The following is a 20,241-nucleotide window of genomic DNA, read 5'->3' as shown; positions in this document are numbered from 1 at the left end:
TTTGACTTTCGATGATTATTGATTGAGAGGCGTCGGCGCGCCCTTGGCGATCAGATCAGCCAGAAGGCCCACGGACGTTGCGAAATAAATCGAACGGTTCCATTTCATTATCACGCGGTAATTGTCGTACGCCAGATAGGCTTCACCATTTCCACCTTCTGGTACAACCAGCGAGGCCATCATGGTATCGGATTTCGGCAACGGTGAACCATCAACCTGTTTCACGCCCAATTTTGCCCATTCGGAAATGGTTTTGCGTGTTTCCAAACCCTTTGGCAGTCCGGCGGGCGCGGAGACTTTACGGCCCCAGCGTTCATCATGTTTCCACCCGCTTTTCGACAGGTAGTTGGCAGCAGATGCGAACACATCCGCGCGCGTGCCCCAAATATCCTTGCGCCCGTCACCATTATAATCGACCGCGAAGTTGCGGAAGCTGGACGGCATAAACTGGCACTGGCCCATCGCGCCAGCCCATGACCCGCGCATGTTGTCGGCACTGGTGTGGCCCTGATCAATGATTTTCAGCGCGTCCAGCAATTCTTTCTTGAAAAACTCGGCCCGGCGCCCTTCCCATGCCAATGTGGCCAGCGCATCAACAACATCAAACCCGCCAGTATTTTTACCGTAGCTGGTTTCCATGCCCCACAGCGCGACCACATATTGCGGCGGGACGCCATATTGGCTTTCGATGCGTTTCAAATCGTTCCAATGCTGGCGCAACAGGCTGCGGCCCTCGTCAATGCGGCCCTGCGTAATAACGTTGGATTTGTATTTGGCAAAACCGATTTTGCTTTCCGGCTGTTTACGGTCCAGATCGATGACACGCTGGATCGGGCTGATGCCATTCAGGGCCGCATCAATCGTTTGTTGTGACACGCCTTCGCGCGCGGCCTCGCTTTTAAAATTGCGCAGCCAGTCGGGAAAACTCCCCCCCTGCGCCAACGCGCTGCCCGCGAACATGCCGGACAGTGACAAAGACAAAGCGAAATACGATAAAATTTTGCGCATGATTGGTTTATGCTCTCCCCAAGAATCTATACGCATTTAATCCTATGATTTCTTTTATAGCAATCGTGGAGCGATAAAGTTCGCCCAGAACATCCAGCCGCCGTGGTGCGACGCGATATTGCCCGTTGGTGCGGTAATCAACCGGCACCGGAATAATGACCGTGCCCCAGCCCAGTTCATCAATCACCGCCATGGCGCGCGGCATGTGAAAGGCCGATGTGATCAAGATCCATCGCTCCCCAACGCCCGGTTGGATCAGCTCTTTGCTGTCCAAAATATTTTCATAAGTATTGCGTGAGCGATTTTCAAAAACCACATTGTCCAGCGGGTACCCCTGCCGCGCCAGAAAATCGGCAATATCCATATCCTCGGTCCGGGCATTGTCAGTCAAAAACCCGGTTCCGCCGCTGAAGACGATTTTGGCGTTTGGATATTTCAGGCCAATTTCCATAGCCTTGAGCGCGCGATCCACATTCTCATTCAATTGCGGCCCGGACACTTCATTATACAGGCGCGTTTCAAACATACCGCCCAACACCAAAATGCCCGTAATATCATCGGGCAGGCTGGCCGGTGCCGGCACCTGACGCTCCAGCCACGCGACCAGATTGGTGCCCGTCGGCAAAACCCCGAAAACCACAATAATGGCCAGCGCACAGGCGCAGAGCCCATACCCAACTCGCCGGAAAAACGGCCCCAGCCCGACCCCAAGCGCCAGCAAGATGGCGGCCATATTCACCGGGCTGATCACCGCCCACAGTATTTTTGAAAGCCAGAATGTCATGGATCAAAGGCTACCACCCCCCTTCCCTGTTGACCAAGCGCGATTGGGGGCTGGACAGGGCTTATCCAAAACCTTAAATATGCCTGCAATCAAACCACAGTCGAATGATGGTCACGGAGAGGTGGTCGAGTGGTTTAAGGCTCTGGTCTTGAAAACCAATCGACCCTATTTTTACCTCCATTTTCTATTTAAAATCAATTACTTAACAATCTTAACCTTTCCGGTTTATACTTACACAAGTGTTACACACTTTCTGACACAGAAAGGGGGCGCTTGATGGTCGAAGAAACCCATTCTTTGATGGACGGCAAAGTCCATGTCTATAGACGTGGCGGCAGCCGCTATTGGCAATGCTCCACCTACATGAGCGGACGCAACCACCGCAAATCCACCAAGCATGAAAGCCTCGCCATGGCGATGGATTATGCTCGGGAGTGGTACATGACCGTCTATGTCGATTCCAGGCGCTTTCAGGAAAGCGGCCTCACCCAAAACTTGCTGTATAAAGCAGCCCCTCAGCACAGAATGGAAGAACCCGCGCATTATAATAATGTGACCCATTCACCTTATGCTTCTCAAGCCCCTCGCCCCTATACCCCGCGCCAAAAGAAACAGGCGGCCAGCGGCCCGACCTTTGCGGAGGCGGCGGAGAAATTCATTGCCGAATACAACATCATTACCCAAGGCGAACGCAACGAAGCATGGGCGCAAGGCCATGCAATGCGTATCAATGTTCACCTGATCCCCTTCTTTGGGGAAATGCCCGTAAAGCAAATTAACGCCGGATTGATGCAGGAATACAGGGTGGCAAGGAACACAAACGGGTATAAGGGACGCATACCCTCCCGCAGCACCCTGCACCATGAAACCGTAACCATGCGCTTGGTTTTAAAAACCGCGCATCGCTATGGTTGGATTGATGCCGTGCCGGATATATCCGCACCCTATAAAACCTCTGGCAAAGTCAAACACAGGGCTTGGTTCTCCCCCGAAGAATACAAAATGCTGTATGAAGCCACACGCGAGCGAGCGAAGAACCCTTCGCGTGAGCGTTACAGGACGGTATGGGAGGATTTACACGACTACGTCCTGTTCATGGCGAATACAGGTTTAAGGCCGGACGAAGCCGGACGGCTTGAGTATAGGGATGTCACGATCGTGACAGACCAAGATTCAGGCGAACGCCTTCTTGAAATCGAAGTACGCGGCAAACGCGGCGTTGGTTACTGTAAATCTATGTCAGGGGCTATCCTGCCCTTTCAGCGGATGCAGAAACGGCACGGCGGCAAGCCGACAGATAAAATCTTTGGCAAAACACCCCGTGACACCATGAACAAGATTCTGGATGAACTGAACCTGAAATATGACCGGGATGGGAATGTCAGAACGTCCTATAGCCTGCGCCATACCTATATCTGCCTCCGGCTGATGGAAGGCGCTGATATATACCAGATCGCCAAAAATTGCCGGACATCCGTGGAAATGATCGAGCAATTCTACGCCGCCCACCTGAAAAACACGCTGGATGCCTCGGCCATCAACGTCAGGAAGCCGAAAAGGAAGCCCCGAAAGGCTCAGAAAAATGAAGATAACCAGCTATAACGGCTTGAAAAGATAAACTTTCCTGATTATAAGAAATGGCTATAACTACTCAGCATTTTGACGCAGATTCAAAATAGATATTCCCGAACGGAGGGGTGGCCGAGTGGTTTAAGGCAATAGTCTTGAAAACTATCGAGGGTTCACGCCCTCCGTGGGTTCGAATCCCACCCCCTCCGCCATTACTTCGATGGAACCAAAGCCTCCGGTTTTACCGTCCCTGCCCCCCTTCTCACAAACGCTGCGCCTTTAACCGCAGGGCATTCGCCACAACGGACACCGAACTTAAAGCCATTGCCGCTGCTGCCATGACTGGGCTTAACAGGATTCCGAACGTGGGATAGAGGATTCCCGCAGCAATAGGAACGCCCGCCATGTTGTATATGAAGGCAAAAAACAGGTTTTGCCGGATATTCCGCATAACAGCGACGGACAGGCGGCGAGCTTTCACAATGCCGTTTAAATCGCCTTTGAGCAGGGTTACACCCGCACTTTCCATTGCTACATCCGTCCCCGTTCCCATCGCTATACCCACATCGGCAGCAGCCAGTGCAGGGGCATCGTTTGTTCCGTCACCCGCCATTGCCACCACCCGGCCTTCTGCCTGCAATTTTTTGACAATCCGGCTTTTATCTTCCGGCAAAACTTCTGCCTCGACTTCCGCAATGCCAAGCTGGCGCGCTACGGCCTGTGCCGTGACTTTGTTATCGCCGGTCAGCATAACAACGCGCAGGCCGGATTTTTGCAAAGCCTGTATCGCTTCATGCGTTGTTGCCTTGATCGGGTCGGCAATCGCCAGAAGCCCCGCCGCCTTGCCGCCCACGGCCATGAAAATGACCGTCGCGCCGTTGCTGCGCAATTCATCCGCACGGCTTGACAGACCCGCCACATCGATTTTTAAATCATCCATCAGCTTGACGTTACCGAGTGCAACCAGCTGACCTTCAATCTGGCCGACAACACCCTTTCCGGTGGGAGAATCAAAATCGCTGATTTGCGGCAAGGTTAAGCCTTTTTCTTTTGCCGCTTCAACGATGGCATGAGCTAAAGGATGCTCACTGCCCGTTTCCAACGTGGCGGCAAAGGCTAAAAGCCCGGTTTCATCAAAACCAGCCTCCGCGACAATCGCCGTGACTTTTGGCTTGCCTTCGGTCAGAGTGCCAGTCTTGTCAATAACAAGCGTATCAATCTTTTCCATACGTTCTAAAGACTCGGCATTCTTAATCAGAACCCCGGCCTGCGCGCCGCGCCCGACACCGACCATAATCGACATCGGCGTGGCAAGACCAAGGGCGCACGGACAAGCGATAATTAAAACGGACACTGCTGCGACCAGCGCATAAGCAAAGGCCGGAGCCGGGCCGAAAAATGCCCATATGCCGAAACTTATAATGGCAACCAGAATGACAACTGGTACGAACCAGCCCGCTACCATATCGGCCATGCGCTGAATAGGCGCGCGGCTGCGCTGCGCTTCGGCCACCATATTCACAATTCGCGACAGCATGGTGTCCTTGCCGATTTTATCGGCCCGCATGATGAAAGTGCCAGTCTGATTCATGGTGCCGCCGATCACTTTTGCGGCGGCCTCTTTCATCACCGGCATGGATTCGCCTGTGACCATCGACTCGTCCACTGCGCTGCGGCCTTCCATCACCGTGCCATCAAGCGGCACTTTTTCGCCGGGGCGAACGCGCAATAAATCGCCCTGCGCCACATGCTCCAAGGAAATATCCTCGTCGCCGTGTTCGCCGACCCGTCGCGCCGTTTTAGGCGCGAGATCAAGAAGCGCACGAATGGCACCGCCTGTCTTTTCCCGTGCCCGCAATTCAAGCACTTGCCCTAACAGAACCAGCACCGTAATCACTGCCGCCGCCTCGAAATAAATCGCCACCGCGCCACCGGCTTGCCGGAAGGCGGGCGGAAAAATGCCGGGTGCGAGGGTTGCCACCATGCTGTAAAGCCATGCCGCGCCTGTGCCTATCGCAATCAGGGTAAACATATTGAGATTGCGGGTTTTAAGGGACGCCCATCCGCGTGTGAAGAACGGCCACCCGGCCCATAGCACAACCGGAGTCGCCAGCAGCATTTGCAGCCAGTTAGAAAGCGGCTGGCCGACAAGATGCAAATTGAAAAGATGCGCGCCCATTTCTAGCGCAAAAACGGGCAGCGTTAAAACAAGCCCGATCCAGAATCGCCGCGTCATATCGCACAATTCTTCATTCGGGCCTTCGTCACCGGTTATCACTTCTGGCTCCAATGCCATGCCGCATATCGGGCAAGTACCCGGTCCTTGCTGCCGGATTTGCGGGTGCATCGGACATATATAAATTGCGCCCTGCACGGCGGGTTCTTCCAGTTTTGGCGCAAGATATTTTTCCGGGTCGGCCTTGAATTTCTTCAGGCAGTTTTCCGCACAGAAATAGTATTTCTGCTCTTTATAGGTGTTTTTATATTTCGCTGTTTCTGGGTCAACATTCATGCCACAAACCGGGTCTGTCGCCATATTGTTTTTGTTTTCATTGCCCGCATGACTCGCGCAGCAGGAATGGGTTTTTTCTTTCGTGTCTGCGTGAGTGTGGCTTTTCATTATTGTTTCCTTTTTTCCAGCATAGCTTTTATTTGTTCAATTTCCTGCACCCGGTCAGGTAAGGGCCGGGCTTGTGCCGGGGCAGGAAATCCCGTCCCGGCAACAACGATAGCGGCAATCACCGCTTTGATATACGTCTTATTGGTTATGCCCTTTCATGCCCTTCATATCCATACCATCCATATGCTCGGGATTCATTTCAGGCATGGGGCCGCTGGCGTATTTGTGAAAGTTTTCTTCATTCTCGAAGTAATAGACCATACCATGCGCGTCAGTGCCGATTATCGCGCTGGATTTGTCAACGGCATTGCCGCTAACAGGGTCTTTTGCGGATCGTTTGGAGGCGTCTTTTTGTAAAATATCTTTGCACATCGGACAGCAGCCGTAATAAGTTTTGCCCTCCACCTCGACGGCCATTTGCGGCTTGTCGAAAGCTTTGTTGTTCATCATGCAAACATATTTTGCCTCTACAGGTTTGAGCCAGCTATCGCCGTGTTGGTGATCGGCGGCAAAGGCCGGGAGTGCAAACAAAGTCAGTATCAAAGCCAGTACAAAAGTTTTCATAGGTTTTCTCCTTTAGGGTTTAAGTTAATGTTGGTGATCGCCGGTATCTTCATGGCTACTTTCGGAGCCTTCATCATGCTCCCCGCCTTCCATGCTCATATCCATTTTCATGTCGTGGCCTTCGCCTTCGCCTTGTTCTGCACCGCCATCACTATGATTGTGTCCGGCTGTCATTCCGACTTGCATGGGAATAACGCCAAGGCCGTGACGATAAACAAGCTCCGCGCCTTTATAGCCGGTGGCTGTCAGCATCAATCCGGCCACCGCCATAAGAGAAACGAAAACAAGATTTTTGGATCTCCTGAAATCTGCTTTGCCACGAAGGGAGGACGATAACGACCAGATAGCTAAAACAATAAACAGGGCAGCGGTGCTTAAAGCCCAGTTGCGGTGATCGAGCATTGCCAAGTGCTGCGCCTCGCTGCCGTGGGCAACGGAATTGAAAGCGTCAAACCCGGCAATAACGGTGGCGATAGCGGCCAGAGAACCTAGCCAGAGATTCCAGCGCGCAACGGTGACAAGCTGAATATGCAGCTTCCATTTTCTGACGAACGATTCCGCCAGAAAAAGAACAACAGAAACGCTTAAAAGGGCGATTGTGAAATGCACCAGTATCGGGTGCCAGTTTGGTATGATTTCAATTGTCATGGCGTTATATCCTAAAACATGAGCCGCAAGCCAACGGCGGCAATAAAATCGTCATTATCTTCGCCCTCATCTTTGGCAATGGATGAGGTTTCCCCGAATTTGCGCTCATAACGGAAATCGACATAAGGCGCGAATTTGCGGGTGATTTCATAGCGCGTCTGCAAACCGATTTCACCGTGTGTCAATCCTGCGCCGATAGATTTTTCCGGTATATCCTGTGCGGATAATTCAATTTCCGCATAGGGCTGCAAAATCAAGCGTTGCGTAATCAGGAAGTCGTTTTCTTGGCTTATGCGCGCGCTTAAATCGCCATCCTCGCTTAAAAACAAATGAGCCTCGGTTTCAAAGAAATACGGGGCAAGACCTTCCGTACCGAAAACGAAATACGTTGTTGATTGCGGCTGCGTGTCATGCCTTATACCCGCCTGCAAATCCCAAAACGGGGCGACGTTGCGGCTATACAACGCCCAAAATTCAGCCTGCTCTAGTTTCCCTTCACCATGTTCGCCCTCGATTTTCAAAGCAAGCTTGTTGTAATCGCCTCCAATCCATCCGTCGAAACCCCAACTGGCGACCGGGCCTTCCGTACCCGCGCCATAATCGGTTTCCAAACGAAAGGCATGAAACAGCTGATTGTGACCGTGACCTCCACCGGTCATGGCTTCCTTGGAATCCGAAGACGAATCCTCCGCCGGAACTGGCGCGGTCATAACATGCCCGGCATGGGGGTCTTGCGCGAAAGCGGGCGTGGTCGAAAGCAGCAATAACGCCGCAAGAATAGGTTTAGTGTGCATCGTGGCCTCCGTGAGAAGAATTTTGATTTGACGAAGTATCATTTTTTTGAGGCGTGGAATGATCCATACTCGGCATGTCGTCCATGCCTTTCATGTCCATGCCTTGATGGTTCATCGGCATGGAATGCCCTTCATGCGGATCAGCCTGTTCCGGCTTTTCTTTTTGCGGCGCAGCCTTCGTGGTGGATGCTTTCGGCGGCGGCACGGCATTAGGGTCAAGCTTTGCTACAACCACCTTGTTCATCATACCTGCGGACATATGAAACAGGAGATGGCAATGGAACGCCCATTCGCCGGGTTGATCGGCGGTCAGCAATACCGAATAGGTTTGCCCCGGTGCGACAATGACCGTGTGCTTGTTCGGTAATTTTTCGGCGGGCTGGCCGTTTTCAAGTTGAACAAACATTCCGTGCAAGTGCATAGGGTGCGCCATCATCGTATCATTGACGAATTTCAGGCGAACGCGCTCGCCGTATTTCAGATTGATCGGCCCGGAATCTTCAAATTTCTTGTCATTAATTGTCCATATGAAACGCTCCATGTTGCCGCCAAGACGGACAAGAATTTCACGTTCCGGCTGGCGCGTGTCTGCCTGAATGCCGACATAGCGAAGATCGGCATAGCTTAAAGCCTTGTCGCCCGGCGGGGTTCCCGCTTGCGCCCAGCCGCTTTGCATATCCTCCATAGACATTCCGACCATGTCATGTCCCATGTTACCATGATCCATCCCTGCCATATCGCCCATCGGCATATCATGGTTCATTTTGGAATGGTCCATGCCTTCCATGCCCGCCATATCGTGGCCCATACCCATATCCGCCATAGTCAGCAAAGCACGCGGGCGCGTCTGCGGTGCCGGGCCTTTCATGCCTTCGCGCGGTGCAAGGGTGCCAAGTGCAAAGCCAGTGCGGTCGATAGATTCCGCTGCAATCGTGAAGGCTTTGTCTTCCTTGGGCGTCACAATAACGTCATAGGTTTCCGCAACGCCAAAGCGGAATTCATCAACCGTAACCGGCTCTACGCCTTGGCCGTCCGCCTCAACCACACTCATTTTCAGACCGGGAATTCGCACATCATAAATGCTCATGGCCGAAGCGTTGATGAAACGCAGGCGCACCCGTTCGCCGGGTTTGAACAGGGCCGTCCAGTTTTGTTCAGGCGTTCTGCCGTTCACGAGAAATGTATAGCCGGAAACATCAGAAAGGTCGGTCGGCAGCATCCGCATTTCGCCCCACATTTTGGCGTTGGCCCATGCTTTGCCAAATCCTTTTTCTTCCGCGTCCGCAAAGAAATCTCCAATCGTGCGGCGAGCATATTGGTAATACTCAGACGACATTTTCAAATTGCTGAAAATATCTTTTCCGTCTTCATCATGGAAATCTGATAAAAGGACAACATAATCGCGGTCGGCGCGGATCGGGTCTTTGCCTTTCGGGACAAGCACGAGAGAGCCGTAATGTCCGTCCTGTTCCTGTTCGGAACTATGCGCGTGATACCAATAGGTGCCGGTTTGATTAACAGGGAAGCGATAGGTGAAGGTTTCGCCCGGCTTGATACCCGGAAAACCATTGAAGCCGGGAACACCGTCCATTTCACCGGGCAAAATCAGGCCGTGCCAATGGACGGACGTATCCTCATCCATCTTGTTTGTGACATGAATGATGGCATCCTCGCCTTCGGTAAACCGCAAGGTCGGGCCGGGAATGGTGCCGTTAATGGTGATTTTTTCAACGGTCTTACCGGTGATATTCACGGGTTCATGGGCAATGACAAGATTGTATTCCTCCGCCTTGGCCGGGCTGGCAAAGCTAAAGAACAGGCACAAAAATAGAGTATAGGCGTAAAATTTCATCGGGAATCCCCATAGCTGGAAGCTGAGCGCAAAAAACAAAAAATGCGCCGGGGATTAAATCCGCAGACGTTGGGTCGTCAGAATAATGGAGGGTTGAGTTTGAAAATGGCTAGGCCAATCAGGCGGCGGGCCACGAATAGTGCGAACATTGTCTAATGTCCAAGCGGTAACAGGTCCGATATTCAAGGCCAGAATAACTGCTACATCCTTAGAAGCATCAGGTTTATGAATTACAGGCCCATTATCGACCACCAGCAATTCAAGGCCCAAACAGTCCTTCATTAACATGTCGGAACTGGATTTTTTTCCTTCGTCTTGCCTTGGTGATCCATGCTTGGGCAAGGCATATCCGACATTGCCATCGGCTTTGCCGCTTGCGCGGGTTCGGCGCAGACTGGCATTGCACACGCCAGCGAAGGCGTGAGCATGATAAGCATTAGGAAGCTGAGAAGAAATTTCCTCATGGTTTTGTTATATAGCACATTTGTTAAAGATTTCAATTGCCTATAAAAAATGAGAGTTTTCTCAATAAAATCAAAAGAAAATATTCAAAACGCAGATACGATCACGAACTTTGTACACCTTCTCCAAAATTCGATCAAAATCCGGCTGCGCCAGATATTCCGGTGTGCCGATAAACTTGATCGTTTCCTACCGCGTAATCATATGCCCATGAACTGATGGTTCTGGGGAAGTCTGGTATTATATCGTCAAATTCAACTTTCAGAAAAAACTCTATCTTTCAGGCCATCCATCTTTTTCTTACGCACCAAGACGATCTTCAAGGGCTTTAAACTGTTCGGCGTATTTATCAGGATTTTGCTTTATTAGCTTTTGAATGTTCAGCAGCTTCCATTGCACGGCAGGCATACGAGATAGATTTTCTAAGGAAAATAATGACCAGTCCGGCTTCCCTTGTTTGAAGCTAAGCAAGAAAGCGCGATCATTACCTGACCAGCTCTTGTGAATTTCCTGCACCAGACGCTCCCGCGTATCTTCAAAATCTCTATAGCTGAACGGCGTAAAAGCCATACCTGCAAATTGCGCTTCAAACGCTCTTTCCTGATCTTGGAAATTAGGCCGTATCATTTCATGGATGGGGCGGGAATGACTCAAAAGCGCAGCCATAAATCCCATGCGAATATCATCCGTCAGCCCTTCATTGTTCAGCATGTGGTAAACGTCAAACAAATCGCGGGGGTGCTGGCGGTCGAGAGCGGCGCATATCTTCCCACCGAACAACTCTGCATGGGACACGACATTAACCGTCATAAACCGCCCAAATTCGGACTCCACCGTATCGGCAATATCCATCATGCGCGGCGGCAAGAGATTGCCCCGGATAGTGGTATTCACCTCCACTTTGATTTGCGCGGCTTGGGTCTGACAGGTTAGCTTGGCTTCCTGTCCGTCACTTTGCGGAACCAAGGCAACCTTAGACATGGGGATAGCGGTTTCCACCCGCGCCTTGACGCGCCGCAGGGCATCCGTAATGCCAGCAAGTGCGGTCGCGCGATCATCAAACGGCAGCCACGATAAATCAATATCAACCGACAGGCGGGGCATATCGCGGACAAACAGGTTTATCGCCGTGCCGCCCTTGAGGGCAAAAGACCCTTCTTTCGCCACATGGGGCAAGACCTGTAACAGCAAATCAACTTGGGCGCGGTAGGTTTCCGAGATCATAATTTGACTAACTCCTCTGGTACAGTCAGGCCATAGCTGGAAACGTAAACCCCACCCTTGGTGACGGTTCTGGCCCCCGCCCCCAAATTGAATTTAGAGGTATCGAGCCGCTGGAACCAGTCATGCCCGGCTTTTTCGGCCATGTAGAGAAACAGCCGTTTGACCTTGATCGAGCTGCATTGTTCCAAAAGCGGTTGCAGCAGCTTGGGCCGCAAGGTCGTTAAGCCTTCCATCACTTGGTAACATTCTACCAGATCGATCGTATCGGGCGATAAATGCAGACACTCCAGAAAGGCGCGTTCCGGCGTGGATATTTGTATTGAAAACGCCCCGGCCTGATAATCCGCCAGCGCAAGCGCGGGAGGCAAGGCAGAGGTTTTGCAATGATGGATTTTCTGCCCCCAATCGCGATTTTTGAACCATGCGGGCAAATTGGTTTTTGGCGGCGAAAACAAAAAGACGGTTTCCGCGCCAAGGCGCAGATAATGGGCGTAGCCTTGCAGAGCCAGCGCAGTCAACGCCCCTGCATGAACGTCCAGCCCGCTTTGCGCTTGCAGGGCGTATAAGCCCCCCTGCCATGACACTTGTTCGCCGGGGCGTTTGAAAGCCCCTGTGCCAGCCGTTTCCAACCAGCCGCTTTTGCGGTAGTGTTTCTGGAGGTCGCGGGATATGCCGCGCCCCTCCAGCCATGAAGCGACATAAACGGTTCCCGGCAAGTGCGAGTCCAACAGATTCTTTAATTTTTCTCTGTTATTGGTATTCATACTACCTAAAATACATTATTTTTAATGTAACGGCTAGGATTTTCTTTCTGTAGCTGGCCATCCACCTCACCTTTGCCATTCTCAAGAATCACTTTATAGTCCGCAAGAATTAAGGGTGGAGCAATTCAAGCATTTCCGTAACAAAACCTTAATGTCCCCCTGCTATCCTAAACAATAAGGGCTTAAGAGCGCACTTACGCAAACTCCGTTTGCAGTGCTTTCAGGGCGGCACGGGTGATCGGCATTCCTTGGCCTTGGGGCTTTTGGGAGGAATGCCTTTAGAGCAATGAACAATGATAAATCGCTCGCGCCCTCCCCCATAAATCCGTGGGCAGGGGAAAGGCTGAAGCCTTTGGCGATTTATCATTGTTCATTGCGAACTTTTTCACGGGCCGATGGCCACTCTGCCGTGGCCGCCGCTGCGTATCGTTCAGGTTCATACCTGAAAGACGAACGCACCGGAACCATGCACCGCTACGAAAAACGTAAAGGCGTTAAAGCCGCCTTTATTCTTGCGCCGCCTGACGTCCCTGAAAAATTCTTTACCCGTGCCTTTTTGTGGAATGCGGCAGAGGCAGCCGAAAATCGCAAGAACGCCCGCGTAGCGCGGGAGGCCATTCTTGCGCTGCCGCATGAGTTAAACGATAAAGCCCGTGCGGAACTGGCCCGCGATATGGGGCTTTATCTGATGGAACGCTACCGCGTGGCCGTGGACGTAGCCATCCACGGCCCTGTTGCGGGTGACGGCCACGATCCCCGCAACCACCACGCCCACCTGCTCTTCACTACCCGCGAAATCACAGGCGAAGGCTTAGGTGCTAAAACCCGAATTCTTGACGACAAGGCCACCGGGCCGCAAGAAGTCGAGATCATTCGTGCGGTTTGGGAAACACTGGCGAATGACGCGCTGAAACGCGCAGGCTTTCCAGATGCCAAGATCGACAGGCGCACTTTGGAGGCGCAGGGAGTCGACCGCATACCGCAAACCCATGAAGGCAAGGCTTCCACGAACGCCGCCGCCTATGAAAGCCTGCTGGCCAAGGAATTCAGGAAAGCCGATAAGGACGAAGAATCCGATGATGAATCCGGCGAAGAAGAAGGCAAAGGTGAAAAAGACTCTTCTTCCGGTTCATCATCCCGTGGCCAAGCCGCGCCCCTGCAAAGCAAAGCCCGTGAAGACAGTACAGGCCGCAAGATTGACTACCCTGCCCTCGATAAGAAACAGACCCGCAGCATCTTTAACGATGAAATCAAAGCCCTGAATGAAAAACGGGCGGCCTTTGGCGACAAGCCCCTGTTAGAACAGATCGACCAGCTAGACAGGCTCATGGAACGGCTTGATAGGCGTGTGGAGAAACTACAGGCGCTTGAAACCAAGACAAGCCTTAAAGCCGCTATCAGGCAATCTATTGCTAGCGTGGTGAAGCTGGCCGCAGACCTGCTTGTAAACCGCAAGGCAGCCCGCGCCGCCATAAATATTACCGCCGAAGAAAAACAGGCGCGGAAAGAACGCCAGAACATCCGCTATGGCAGGACATACCGTGAAGGGCTGCATCACCAAATCAGGGAAATGAAGCAGAACATGGCTATCGTAGAGGCCAAGAAGGAAGATTTTTACCGCTACAAAAGCTTTGTCGATTCCATAGAAAAAGAATTAAAGAAACCCTCTCCTTCTGTTGCCGCAAGTTTTAAAGAACAATCCCCGCCACCAGCGCGGCAAATTACAGACAGGGAGGTTAATCTTAAACTCCACCTGAAAGCCGAAATGATAAGAAGCCAAATTCCTGAACAGTACAGAGCGCCCTCTGCGCTTAAAGGCGATAGAAAAACACTGCGCAATTCAACAGCAATCAATCAAATTCTCCAAACGAAGACAGCGTCGATTACAAAACCAGAGGCAATGGCAGCAAAACCAGACACCGCCGACCGTAAAAATTGGTTTATCCCTGCCAGTGATAAAATGCGCTCATTCCAGCGCAGTATAGAAGCGGCACTGGAAGCACAGAGGAAGGCCGCACCGCAACAACGGCCAAGCAATACCGAAACCCAGAGCAGTTTTTCAAAGGCACAGGAAGTCCCGCATAAGGCGGCAACCTACAGCCAAGTTAGGGAAAAAGTCAGAGCCGAAGCGGAAGCGAAAAGAGCCAAGGTTCCGCCGGAATATCGCGCGGAACCCTACGAACGTGCAGACAGTACGACAGAAAAACCCCAGACCAAGAAGCAAAGTGCTTTTAGCGAAGCTGCTAAGGCTGAGAATGAACAAACAAAGCCCAGAATGAGCGATGCCTTTAATATGAAATCAGGCGCTAAAAAATCCCGTCAAACCTCACCTGGTCGTAAGCCTGATGAGAAGAAACCAGAAACAAAATAATCCACAGCTTCGGATCACAAAGGATGGCTACTATAGATACTAAAGCAATAAATTTGCTATTAGAGTAGGCATCGAAAGGTGATAGCTATGGATTTTCAAGGCAAGCCTGCTAGTAAAGCGGCTGATGGCCCGCGTTTTCAGTTAAAGGAAAACTTAGGCGGGAGAATTAGAAACTTGGCGCTGTCTCCAAGTTATGACAATACAATCATTCCGCTTTTTGAAGCAATCAGTAACTCCATACACTCCATACAGGAACGATTTGGTGCTGGCTGGATTGAAAAAGGCAAAATCAAAATTCAAATTGTGCGAGATGAGGAAGGAAACCCGACGTCCTTTAGTGTGGAAGATAATGGTGCAGGTTTAAATGAGGAAAACTTTGAATCATTTTTAACATACGACTCCTCTCATAAAATCCAAAAAGGCGGCAAAGGCGTTGGGCGCCTTACATGGCTTAAGGTATTTGAAAAGGTTCATGTTGATAGCTTTTTTAAAGCAGGAAACGAAATACATAGAAGATCATTCAATTTCATATTAGATAATGACAATCCATTCCAAAACTATAACTATGAAGAGCGTTCGCAAGAGAGCAGCTCAAGGACAACTGTCTTCCTTCAAAACTTAAAAGGCAGATACAACACAACTTGCATCAAAAAGACAGAACTGATCACACATAAAATAATTGCTCATTTTCTTCCATTCCTTATAGGAGATGAATGCCCTGACATTTCCGTAGAAGATATAAATTCAAAACATGAAGTAAGGGACATTATTTCTGAAAACACGCATAATCCCAAGATTGATAAGTTTGAAATAGAAGATATTGGGAGCTTTGAAATCCAACATCTTTTGTTGCACAAGTCGATTGTAGAAAAAGCTGAGCATAAAATATATGTTTCAGCACATGGTCGAATTGTCTATCCGCATATTATAAACAATCAAACAGGTCTTAATACTTATTTTGAATATGAAGACCAACAAGTTGCCTATGTTGGCATTCTGTCCAGTGATTTACTGGATGAGAATGTTACGCAAGAGCGAAACAACTTCGATATTGAAAAAGACAAATTTGAAGAAATTCTTAGGAAGGCTGTGGATTGCTCGAAACTTTATCTTCAAGAGCAAATTGACGAAATCATTGAGGCAAAAAGCTACACAGTAGAAACCGTTCTTAATCGCTTTCCTAGATACAAATATCTTGTGAAAGACAAAAAGGAATTTGCGCGCTCCCTTCCCCTGAATGCTAAGAAAGAGGAAGAGATTTATAAAGCAATGTCAGTTTATGATTTCCGAGAAAGCAAGGAAACAGTAAGGCAGGTAGAAGAGATTTTTACCTCGACTGATGACCCTGACAGCATAGAAAATCTGGAAGAGATATACGCTCAACTGGTAGAAAAAATCTCCGAACAAGAGCAGGCATCACTTGCGGAGTATGTCGTTAAGCGCAAAACAATCATAGACCTTCTCGAAAAGCGCCTCGGTTACGAGGACACGGATAAGCAAAAGAAATACAAAGAGGACGCTATCCATAGAATAATATGCCCCTTACGAACGAACTCAGGGGAAGTTAGCAATAATCAACATAACCTATGGCTCCTTGATGATAGGCTGGCCTTTTATGATTATTGGGCCTCCGACTTAAATATCGTGAAATTTGCAAAGGAGTCAGAGAGCAAAGACAGGCCGGATATTGTCCTGTTTAAAGGGAGCAACCTATTCCACAGAAAAGGTACAGATCAACCGCACATCATTGTTGAGTTTAAGCGCCCGGCAAGAGAGGATTATTCGGATGAAGAAAATCCTCTTAAGCAGGTATATGGCTATATCCGTGAATTACGAGAAAAAACTATCAATGATAAAAATGGCAGGCTAATCACGCAAATTAAAGAAAGCACGCCTTTCTTTTGCTATATCGTATGCGATGTCACGCCAAAGCTTTTAGAGGTCTTAGAGAATCTCGATATGAATAGAGAGCTTCCCGGTGAACGAGGTTACTATGGCTACAACAAATCTCTGAATGCCTACGTAGAGATTCTGGAGTATGACCAGATTGTAAAAGATGCGCGACTTCGTAATGAAGCGTTCTTTGAAAAGCTAGGCATCAACTAGAAAAACAAATTTTATCAATCTACGCCATCAATAAATGTTTCGACAAAATCGCGTATCTTCCCGATCACGCGCTCAGCAACAGTGGCGCGCTCCCTTAGTGATGGTCGAGAATTCATTATCTCGATAACCTCATCCCGCATGGGCGGCTTCTCAGTGAATAGATAATTACCGAGAACTTTCTCAAGACCTTCAGGGTCTAGCCCCTCCTCATCACTGAGGACTACGAGCGCTTTCTGCTTTTCCTGATCCCAATAAGATTCGAATTCATCGCCAACATCTGCGGTTGCTGGCATATCAGCAAAATGTTGCGATATAAACCTTTCAATAAGTTCTTTTTTGCTTCTGAGCTGCGCCTCTGTATCGAGGATGTCCATAATACTTTTTCGTGCTCTTGCCTGCTCTTCCGGCTTTTTACCCTTCATGTTACGAAGAAGACTAATAATATAACTCACATTGATTTTGTCGCGGCTAATCAGCTCAATCTCAAAATCGATATCATCAAGAATCGATATTCTTTCTTTTTCCTTTTCACTTCTCACCTTGTCATACAGATCAAGATATTTGCTTCGGAAATCAGCAAAGAGTTGCTCGTCCATAGGCAAATCATCAAAAGTGAATTGCGTGAAGCAATCAAGGACGTTTTTAATCCGGATTACTTCACGGAAGGCTTGAATAAACTTGGCCTCATCCTCTTCAGTCAGAAGATTATCAACACTTGCAACATCAGGCGTGATCGCTAGAAGGTTTGCTACAGCCTGCTCAAACTTCTTCACATAGTCCTCATACGGTGCAAGAATAATATCTTCCTGTGCCTCCTTGTTTGCGAAGAGTTCGATAGTCTTATCTGTGGCAGATTTTAAGTTGCGGAAGCAGACAATATTACCTTGAGATTTCTTTTGCCCCATCGTTCTGTTTGTGCGCGAATAGGCTTGCAGAAGACCGTGATATTTCAAATTTTTATCAACGTAAATAGTGTTTAATGGCGGGCTGTCAAAACCTGTCAGGAACATATTCACGACAAGCAGAACATCCACTTCCTTGTTCTTTACCCGCTTACCAATATCCTTGTAGTAGGCATAAAAAAGCTTGCTGTCTTTTGTGGAGTAATTCGTGCTGAACATTTTATTATAATCAGCAATATACTCATCAAGTTTTTCACGGCTATGCTTATTTTCAGGAGCGCCCTCGTCAGGCATATCATCTCCCGTTCCCATGCCATCCGCGTCAGCATCTTCTTCGTTTGCCTGATAAGAAAAGATCGTGGCCACTTTAAGATTATGTTCACCTGCTTCTTTCTTGGCGCGGAACAGTTCGTAATAAGCAACAAGGCTCTTTACGTTAGAAACGCAGAACATCGCCGTGAATTCTTGGCTATGTGTTTTCCGATCGTGATTGGCAATAATATAATCAGTAATTTTTTCCAGCCGCTCAGGCGCTTCCATCACCTCTGCGGTATCAATCGCTTCAACTTCAATATCGACAATATCGTCCTTGCGCTTAAAGGTACGGATATATTCAACACAAAATTTCAGAACATTCTCGTCCCGAATAGCATCGGTAATTACATAGCTATGAAGTTGCTGCCCAAATAGGTCTTTAGTCGTGCGCTTACCAAGCGCATTCTTGGCCGCGTTATCAGCAAAGATAGGTGTTCCTGTGAAGCCGAACATCTGCACATTATCAAAGTACTCAGTAATGCGCTTATGCGTATCACCGAACTGGCTGCGGTGACACTCGTCAAAGATAAAAACCATCTTCTTATCTTTAAGGCTTTCCATCGTTTTTAGATGGCGCTCTTTGCTAATCGCTGTATTTAGCTTTTGCAGAGTAGTAACAATGAGAGGCGTACTATCTCCGAATTGCTCAACCAGCCTTCCCGTGTTGTTCGTTGCATCCACACTGCCTTCCTGAAAACTATTGAACTCTGCAATCGTCTGATAATCGAGGTCTTTACGGTCAACGACAAAGACAACTTTATGTACTTTTGGATTCTGGGTTAGTATTTGTGCCGCTTTAAACGAGGTTAAGGTCTTACCTGATCCTGTTGTATGCCAGATATAACCATTTTTATTAGTGGTTAGAACCTGTGCTACAATGGCCTCCACCGCATAATATTGATACGGACGCAAAGCCATCAACATTTGACGACTTTCATTCAGCACAACGTATTTGGCAATTAGCTTTGAAAGCTGGCATTTCTCAAGAAATATCGCCGCAAACTCACTAAGTTGCGTTATCCTGTTGTTCGCCTTATCAGCCCAAAAATAGGTTTGTTTGAAATCCCGTTTATTGACGGGATTATTCGCATAATATTTGGTATTTACGCCATTACTAATAACAAAAAGCTGGATATAACCAAACAACCCATATCCGGCAGCAAAACTGTGCTTGTGATAACGGTTTGTCTGATTAAATGCCTCTTTCATTTCAAGACCGCGCCGTTTCAGCTCGATCTGGCAAAGCGGCAAGCCATTGACCAGTAACGTCACGTCATAACGATTGGTGTATTTCCCTACCATCGTGATTTGGTGCGTAACCTGATACTCGTTCTTGCACCATTGAACTTGATTAATCAGCTCGATATAACCCGTTGTTCCATCATCTTTGGTATAATCGACCTTATCGCGCAGGATTTTGGCTTTTTCAAAAATATTGCCACGCGCCATCTTGTTCAAAATTTGTTTGAACTCGTAATCAGAAAACAAAACCTTATTATGTTTTTCCAGTTGCCGCTTGAGATTGACCAGAAGCTCTTCTTCATTGGCAATCGCAACCTTTTCCCAACCCAGTGTTTCAAGCTGGGCAACAAGCGCATTTTCTAATTGTTGTTCGGTTTGTGTGCTCATTCTTCATCTGCTTCAAACTGTAATTTATAATCACCTAGCTGCTCATCATAGGTGATAGGCCACTGCTCAAACAGAGCTTTGCTATACAAAACATTGTCCGGCATAGGATTTAGCTCATCAAGATAAGTGTTAAAATCGGTGTTGTCATCATATTCGGTGATGGGTTCAGCCAAATAATCCAAACGCTTGAGCATGTAAGTCCCAAGATTCTCAGTTATGCCAGTGATTAGTTCAGCAAAATCGGCGTCATTAACTTGCTCTTTCAAAGAGGCACGCCCGTGGCTTATGTCGCCATGATCATTACGAAGCTGGCCGATATACTGAACAACATTGCCTAAACGATTGCAAAGATCGGCATCTGAAAACCCACGTCCCTTTTGCAATTCAACTAAAGCCCGCTTAAAAATCGGCTGTAGCTTTTCATCTTTATGGGTTTCTAACGGCTCTTGTAACAGAATGTGCAAGGCAAGTTTTGAAATACCCTCAATCACAGCCTTACAGCTTTCGATAGAAATATCGGGCTTCTCTTCAATATAATTTTCTATGAGGTCAAGGTGGCTTTGATAATAATCAAGATTATGCCGCTTGGTACGATGGATTTCGCGCTTGAGCTTTTCCATTCATTCCGC

Annotated in this window: 15 protein-coding genes and 1 tRNA gene; 4 read left to right on the top strand and 12 right to left on the bottom strand. The window is 48.9% G+C overall.

The genetic code is table 11. The features are described 5' to 3' along the window. Nucleotides 1-15: 15 nt before the first annotated feature. The gene (locus MICA_RS05945) at nt 16-1,008 is read right to left on the bottom strand and encodes a lytic murein transglycosylase (protein WP_041793877.1); all 993 of its coding nucleotides are present in this window, start codon (nt 1,006-1,008) and stop codon (nt 16-18) included. Between the two features lie 7 nt (nt 1,009-1,015). Then, a complete protein-coding gene (locus MICA_RS05940; protein WP_014102806.1) occupies nt 1,016-1,792 on the bottom strand; it encodes a YdcF family protein in 777 nt (258 codons plus the stop codon). A gap of 276 nt (nt 1,793-2,068) precedes the next feature. On the opposite strand from MICA_RS05940, the gene MICA_RS05930 reads away from it, so the two are divergent. Then, on the top strand, nt 2,069-3,394 hold the full coding sequence (locus tag MICA_RS05930) for a tyrosine-type recombinase/integrase (protein WP_014102805.1): 1,326 nt from the start codon (nt 2,069-2,071) through the stop codon (nt 3,392-3,394). A gap of 89 nt (nt 3,395-3,483) precedes the next feature. Beyond that, a tRNA-Ser gene (locus MICA_RS05925) sits at nt 3,484-3,573 on the top strand. Between the two features lie 50 nt (nt 3,574-3,623). Here MICA_RS05925 and MICA_RS05920 read toward each other — a convergent pair. From MICA_RS05920 to MICA_RS05885, 8 genes are all read right to left on the bottom strand, one after another. Next, nucleotides 3,624-5,981 (bottom strand): heavy metal translocating P-type ATPase, encoded by a 2,358-nt coding sequence (locus tag MICA_RS05920; protein WP_081463071.1) that lies wholly within the window; start codon nt 5,979-5,981, stop codon nt 3,624-3,626. Nucleotides 5,982-6,119: 138 nt separating this feature from the next. Beyond that, complete coding sequence (locus tag MICA_RS05915; RefSeq protein WP_014102802.1) at nt 6,120-6,545, bottom strand: copper-transporting P-type ATPase; 426 nt, start codon at nt 6,543-6,545, stop codon at nt 6,120-6,122. A gap of 24 nt (nt 6,546-6,569) precedes the next feature. Further along, nucleotides 6,570-7,193 (bottom strand): DUF2231 domain-containing protein, encoded by a 624-nt coding sequence (locus tag MICA_RS05910; RefSeq protein WP_014102801.1) that lies wholly within the window; start codon nt 7,191-7,193, stop codon nt 6,570-6,572. A gap of 11 nt (nt 7,194-7,204) precedes the next feature. After that, entirely contained in the window at nt 7,205-7,987 is a 783-nt protein-coding gene (locus MICA_RS05905; RefSeq protein WP_014102800.1) for a copper resistance protein B, read from the bottom strand. Then, the gene (locus MICA_RS05900) at nt 7,977-9,839 is read right to left on the bottom strand and encodes a copper resistance system multicopper oxidase (protein WP_014102799.1); all 1,863 of its coding nucleotides are present in this window, start codon (nt 9,837-9,839) and stop codon (nt 7,977-7,979) included. The genes MICA_RS05905 and MICA_RS05900 overlap by 11 nt, the downstream gene beginning before the upstream one ends. A gap of 54 nt (nt 9,840-9,893) precedes the next feature. Further along, nucleotides 9,894-10,247: a hypothetical protein gene (locus tag MICA_RS12125; RefSeq protein ID WP_148260431.1), complete on the bottom strand. Its 354-nt coding sequence runs from the start codon at nt 10,245-10,247 to the stop codon at nt 9,894-9,896. A gap of 354 nt (nt 10,248-10,601) precedes the next feature. Beyond that, nucleotides 10,602-11,525 (bottom strand): nucleotidyl transferase AbiEii/AbiGii toxin family protein, encoded by a 924-nt coding sequence (locus tag MICA_RS05890; RefSeq protein ID WP_014102798.1) that lies wholly within the window; start codon nt 11,523-11,525, stop codon nt 10,602-10,604. Then, nucleotides 11,522-12,289 (bottom strand): type IV toxin-antitoxin system AbiEi family antitoxin, encoded by a 768-nt coding sequence (locus MICA_RS05885; RefSeq protein WP_014102797.1) that lies wholly within the window; start codon nt 12,287-12,289, stop codon nt 11,522-11,524. The genes MICA_RS05890 and MICA_RS05885 overlap by 4 nt, the downstream gene beginning before the upstream one ends. Nucleotides 12,290-12,575: 286 nt before the next feature. Between MICA_RS05885 and mobQ the strand changes: the two genes are divergently transcribed. Continuing rightward, nucleotides 12,576-14,660: a MobQ family relaxase gene (gene mobQ, locus MICA_RS11865; RefSeq protein ID WP_014102796.1), complete on the top strand. Its 2,085-nt coding sequence runs from the start codon at nt 12,576-12,578 to the stop codon at nt 14,658-14,660. An 87-nt stretch (nt 14,661-14,747) separates the two neighbouring features. Continuing rightward, nucleotides 14,748-16,766: an ATP-binding protein gene (locus tag MICA_RS05875; protein ID WP_014102795.1), complete on the top strand. Its 2,019-nt coding sequence runs from the start codon at nt 14,748-14,750 to the stop codon at nt 16,764-16,766. A gap of 14 nt (nt 16,767-16,780) precedes the next feature. On the opposite strand, the gene MICA_RS05870 is transcribed toward MICA_RS05875, so the two are convergent. Further along, entirely contained in the window at nt 16,781-19,612 is a 2,832-nt protein-coding gene (locus MICA_RS05870; protein ID WP_014102794.1) for a type I restriction endonuclease subunit R, read from the bottom strand. Continuing rightward, nucleotides 19,609-20,232 carry an abortive infection family protein gene (locus MICA_RS05865; protein WP_014102793.1) on the bottom strand — a complete coding sequence of 208 codons (624 nt, stop codon included), beginning with the start codon at nt 20,230-20,232 and terminating at the stop codon, nt 19,609-19,611. The genes MICA_RS05870 and MICA_RS05865 overlap by 4 nt, the downstream gene beginning before the upstream one ends. Nucleotides 20,233-20,241: the final 9 nt, after the last annotated feature.

This window comes from Micavibrio aeruginosavorus ARL-13 (assembly GCF_000226315.1).
In the GTDB taxonomy this organism is placed as follows: Bacteria; Pseudomonadota; Alphaproteobacteria; order Micavibrionales; family Micavibrionaceae; genus Micavibrio; species Micavibrio aeruginosavorus_B.
Note: the sequence above shows the minus strand (reverse complement) of the source record. Positions and strands in the feature narration are given on the sequence as shown.

What these genes read in the sequence shown, in the direction of transcription:
- MICA_RS05945 (WP_041793877.1), bottom strand. Translation starts at nt 1,008, where the DNA reads ATGCGCAAAATTTTATCGTATTTCGCTTTGTCTTTGTCACTGTCCGGC.
- MICA_RS05940 (WP_014102806.1), bottom strand. Translation starts at nt 1,792, where the DNA reads ATGACATTCTGGCTTTCAAAAATACTGTGGGCGGTGATCAGCCCGGTG.
- MICA_RS05930 (WP_014102805.1), top strand. Translation starts at nt 2,069, where the DNA reads ATGGTCGAAGAAACCCATTCTTTGATGGACGGCAAAGTCCATGTCTAT.
- MICA_RS05920 (WP_081463071.1), bottom strand. Translation starts at nt 5,981, where the DNA reads ATGAAAAGCCACACTCACGCAGACACGAAAGAAAAAACCCATTCCTGC.
- MICA_RS05915 (WP_014102802.1), bottom strand. Translation starts at nt 6,545, where the DNA reads ATGAAAACTTTTGTACTGGCTTTGATACTGACTTTGTTTGCACTCCCG.
- MICA_RS05910 (WP_014102801.1), bottom strand. Translation starts at nt 7,193, where the DNA reads ATGACAATTGAAATCATACCAAACTGGCACCCGATACTGGTGCATTTC.
- MICA_RS05905 (WP_014102800.1), bottom strand. Translation starts at nt 7,987, where the DNA reads ATGCACACTAAACCTATTCTTGCGGCGTTATTGCTGCTTTCGACCACG.
- MICA_RS05900 (WP_014102799.1), bottom strand. Translation starts at nt 9,839, where the DNA reads ATGAAATTTTACGCCTATACTCTATTTTTGTGCCTGTTCTTTAGCTTT.
- MICA_RS05890 (WP_014102798.1), bottom strand. Translation starts at nt 11,525, where the DNA reads ATGATCTCGGAAACCTACCGCGCCCAAGTTGATTTGCTGTTACAGGTC.
- MICA_RS05885 (WP_014102797.1), bottom strand. Translation starts at nt 12,289, where the DNA reads ATGAATACCAATAACAGAGAAAAATTAAAGAATCTGTTGGACTCGCAC.
- mobQ (WP_014102796.1), top strand. Translation starts at nt 12,576, where the DNA reads ATGAACAATGATAAATCGCTCGCGCCCTCCCCCATAAATCCGTGGGCA.
- MICA_RS05875 (WP_014102795.1), top strand. Translation starts at nt 14,748, where the DNA reads ATGGATTTTCAAGGCAAGCCTGCTAGTAAAGCGGCTGATGGCCCGCGT.
- MICA_RS05870 (WP_014102794.1), bottom strand. Translation starts at nt 19,612, where the DNA reads ATGAGCACACAAACCGAACAACAATTAGAAAATGCGCTTGTTGCCCAG.
- MICA_RS05865 (WP_014102793.1), bottom strand. Translation starts at nt 20,232, where the DNA reads ATGGAAAAGCTCAAGCGCGAAATCCATCGTACCAAGCGGCATAATCTT.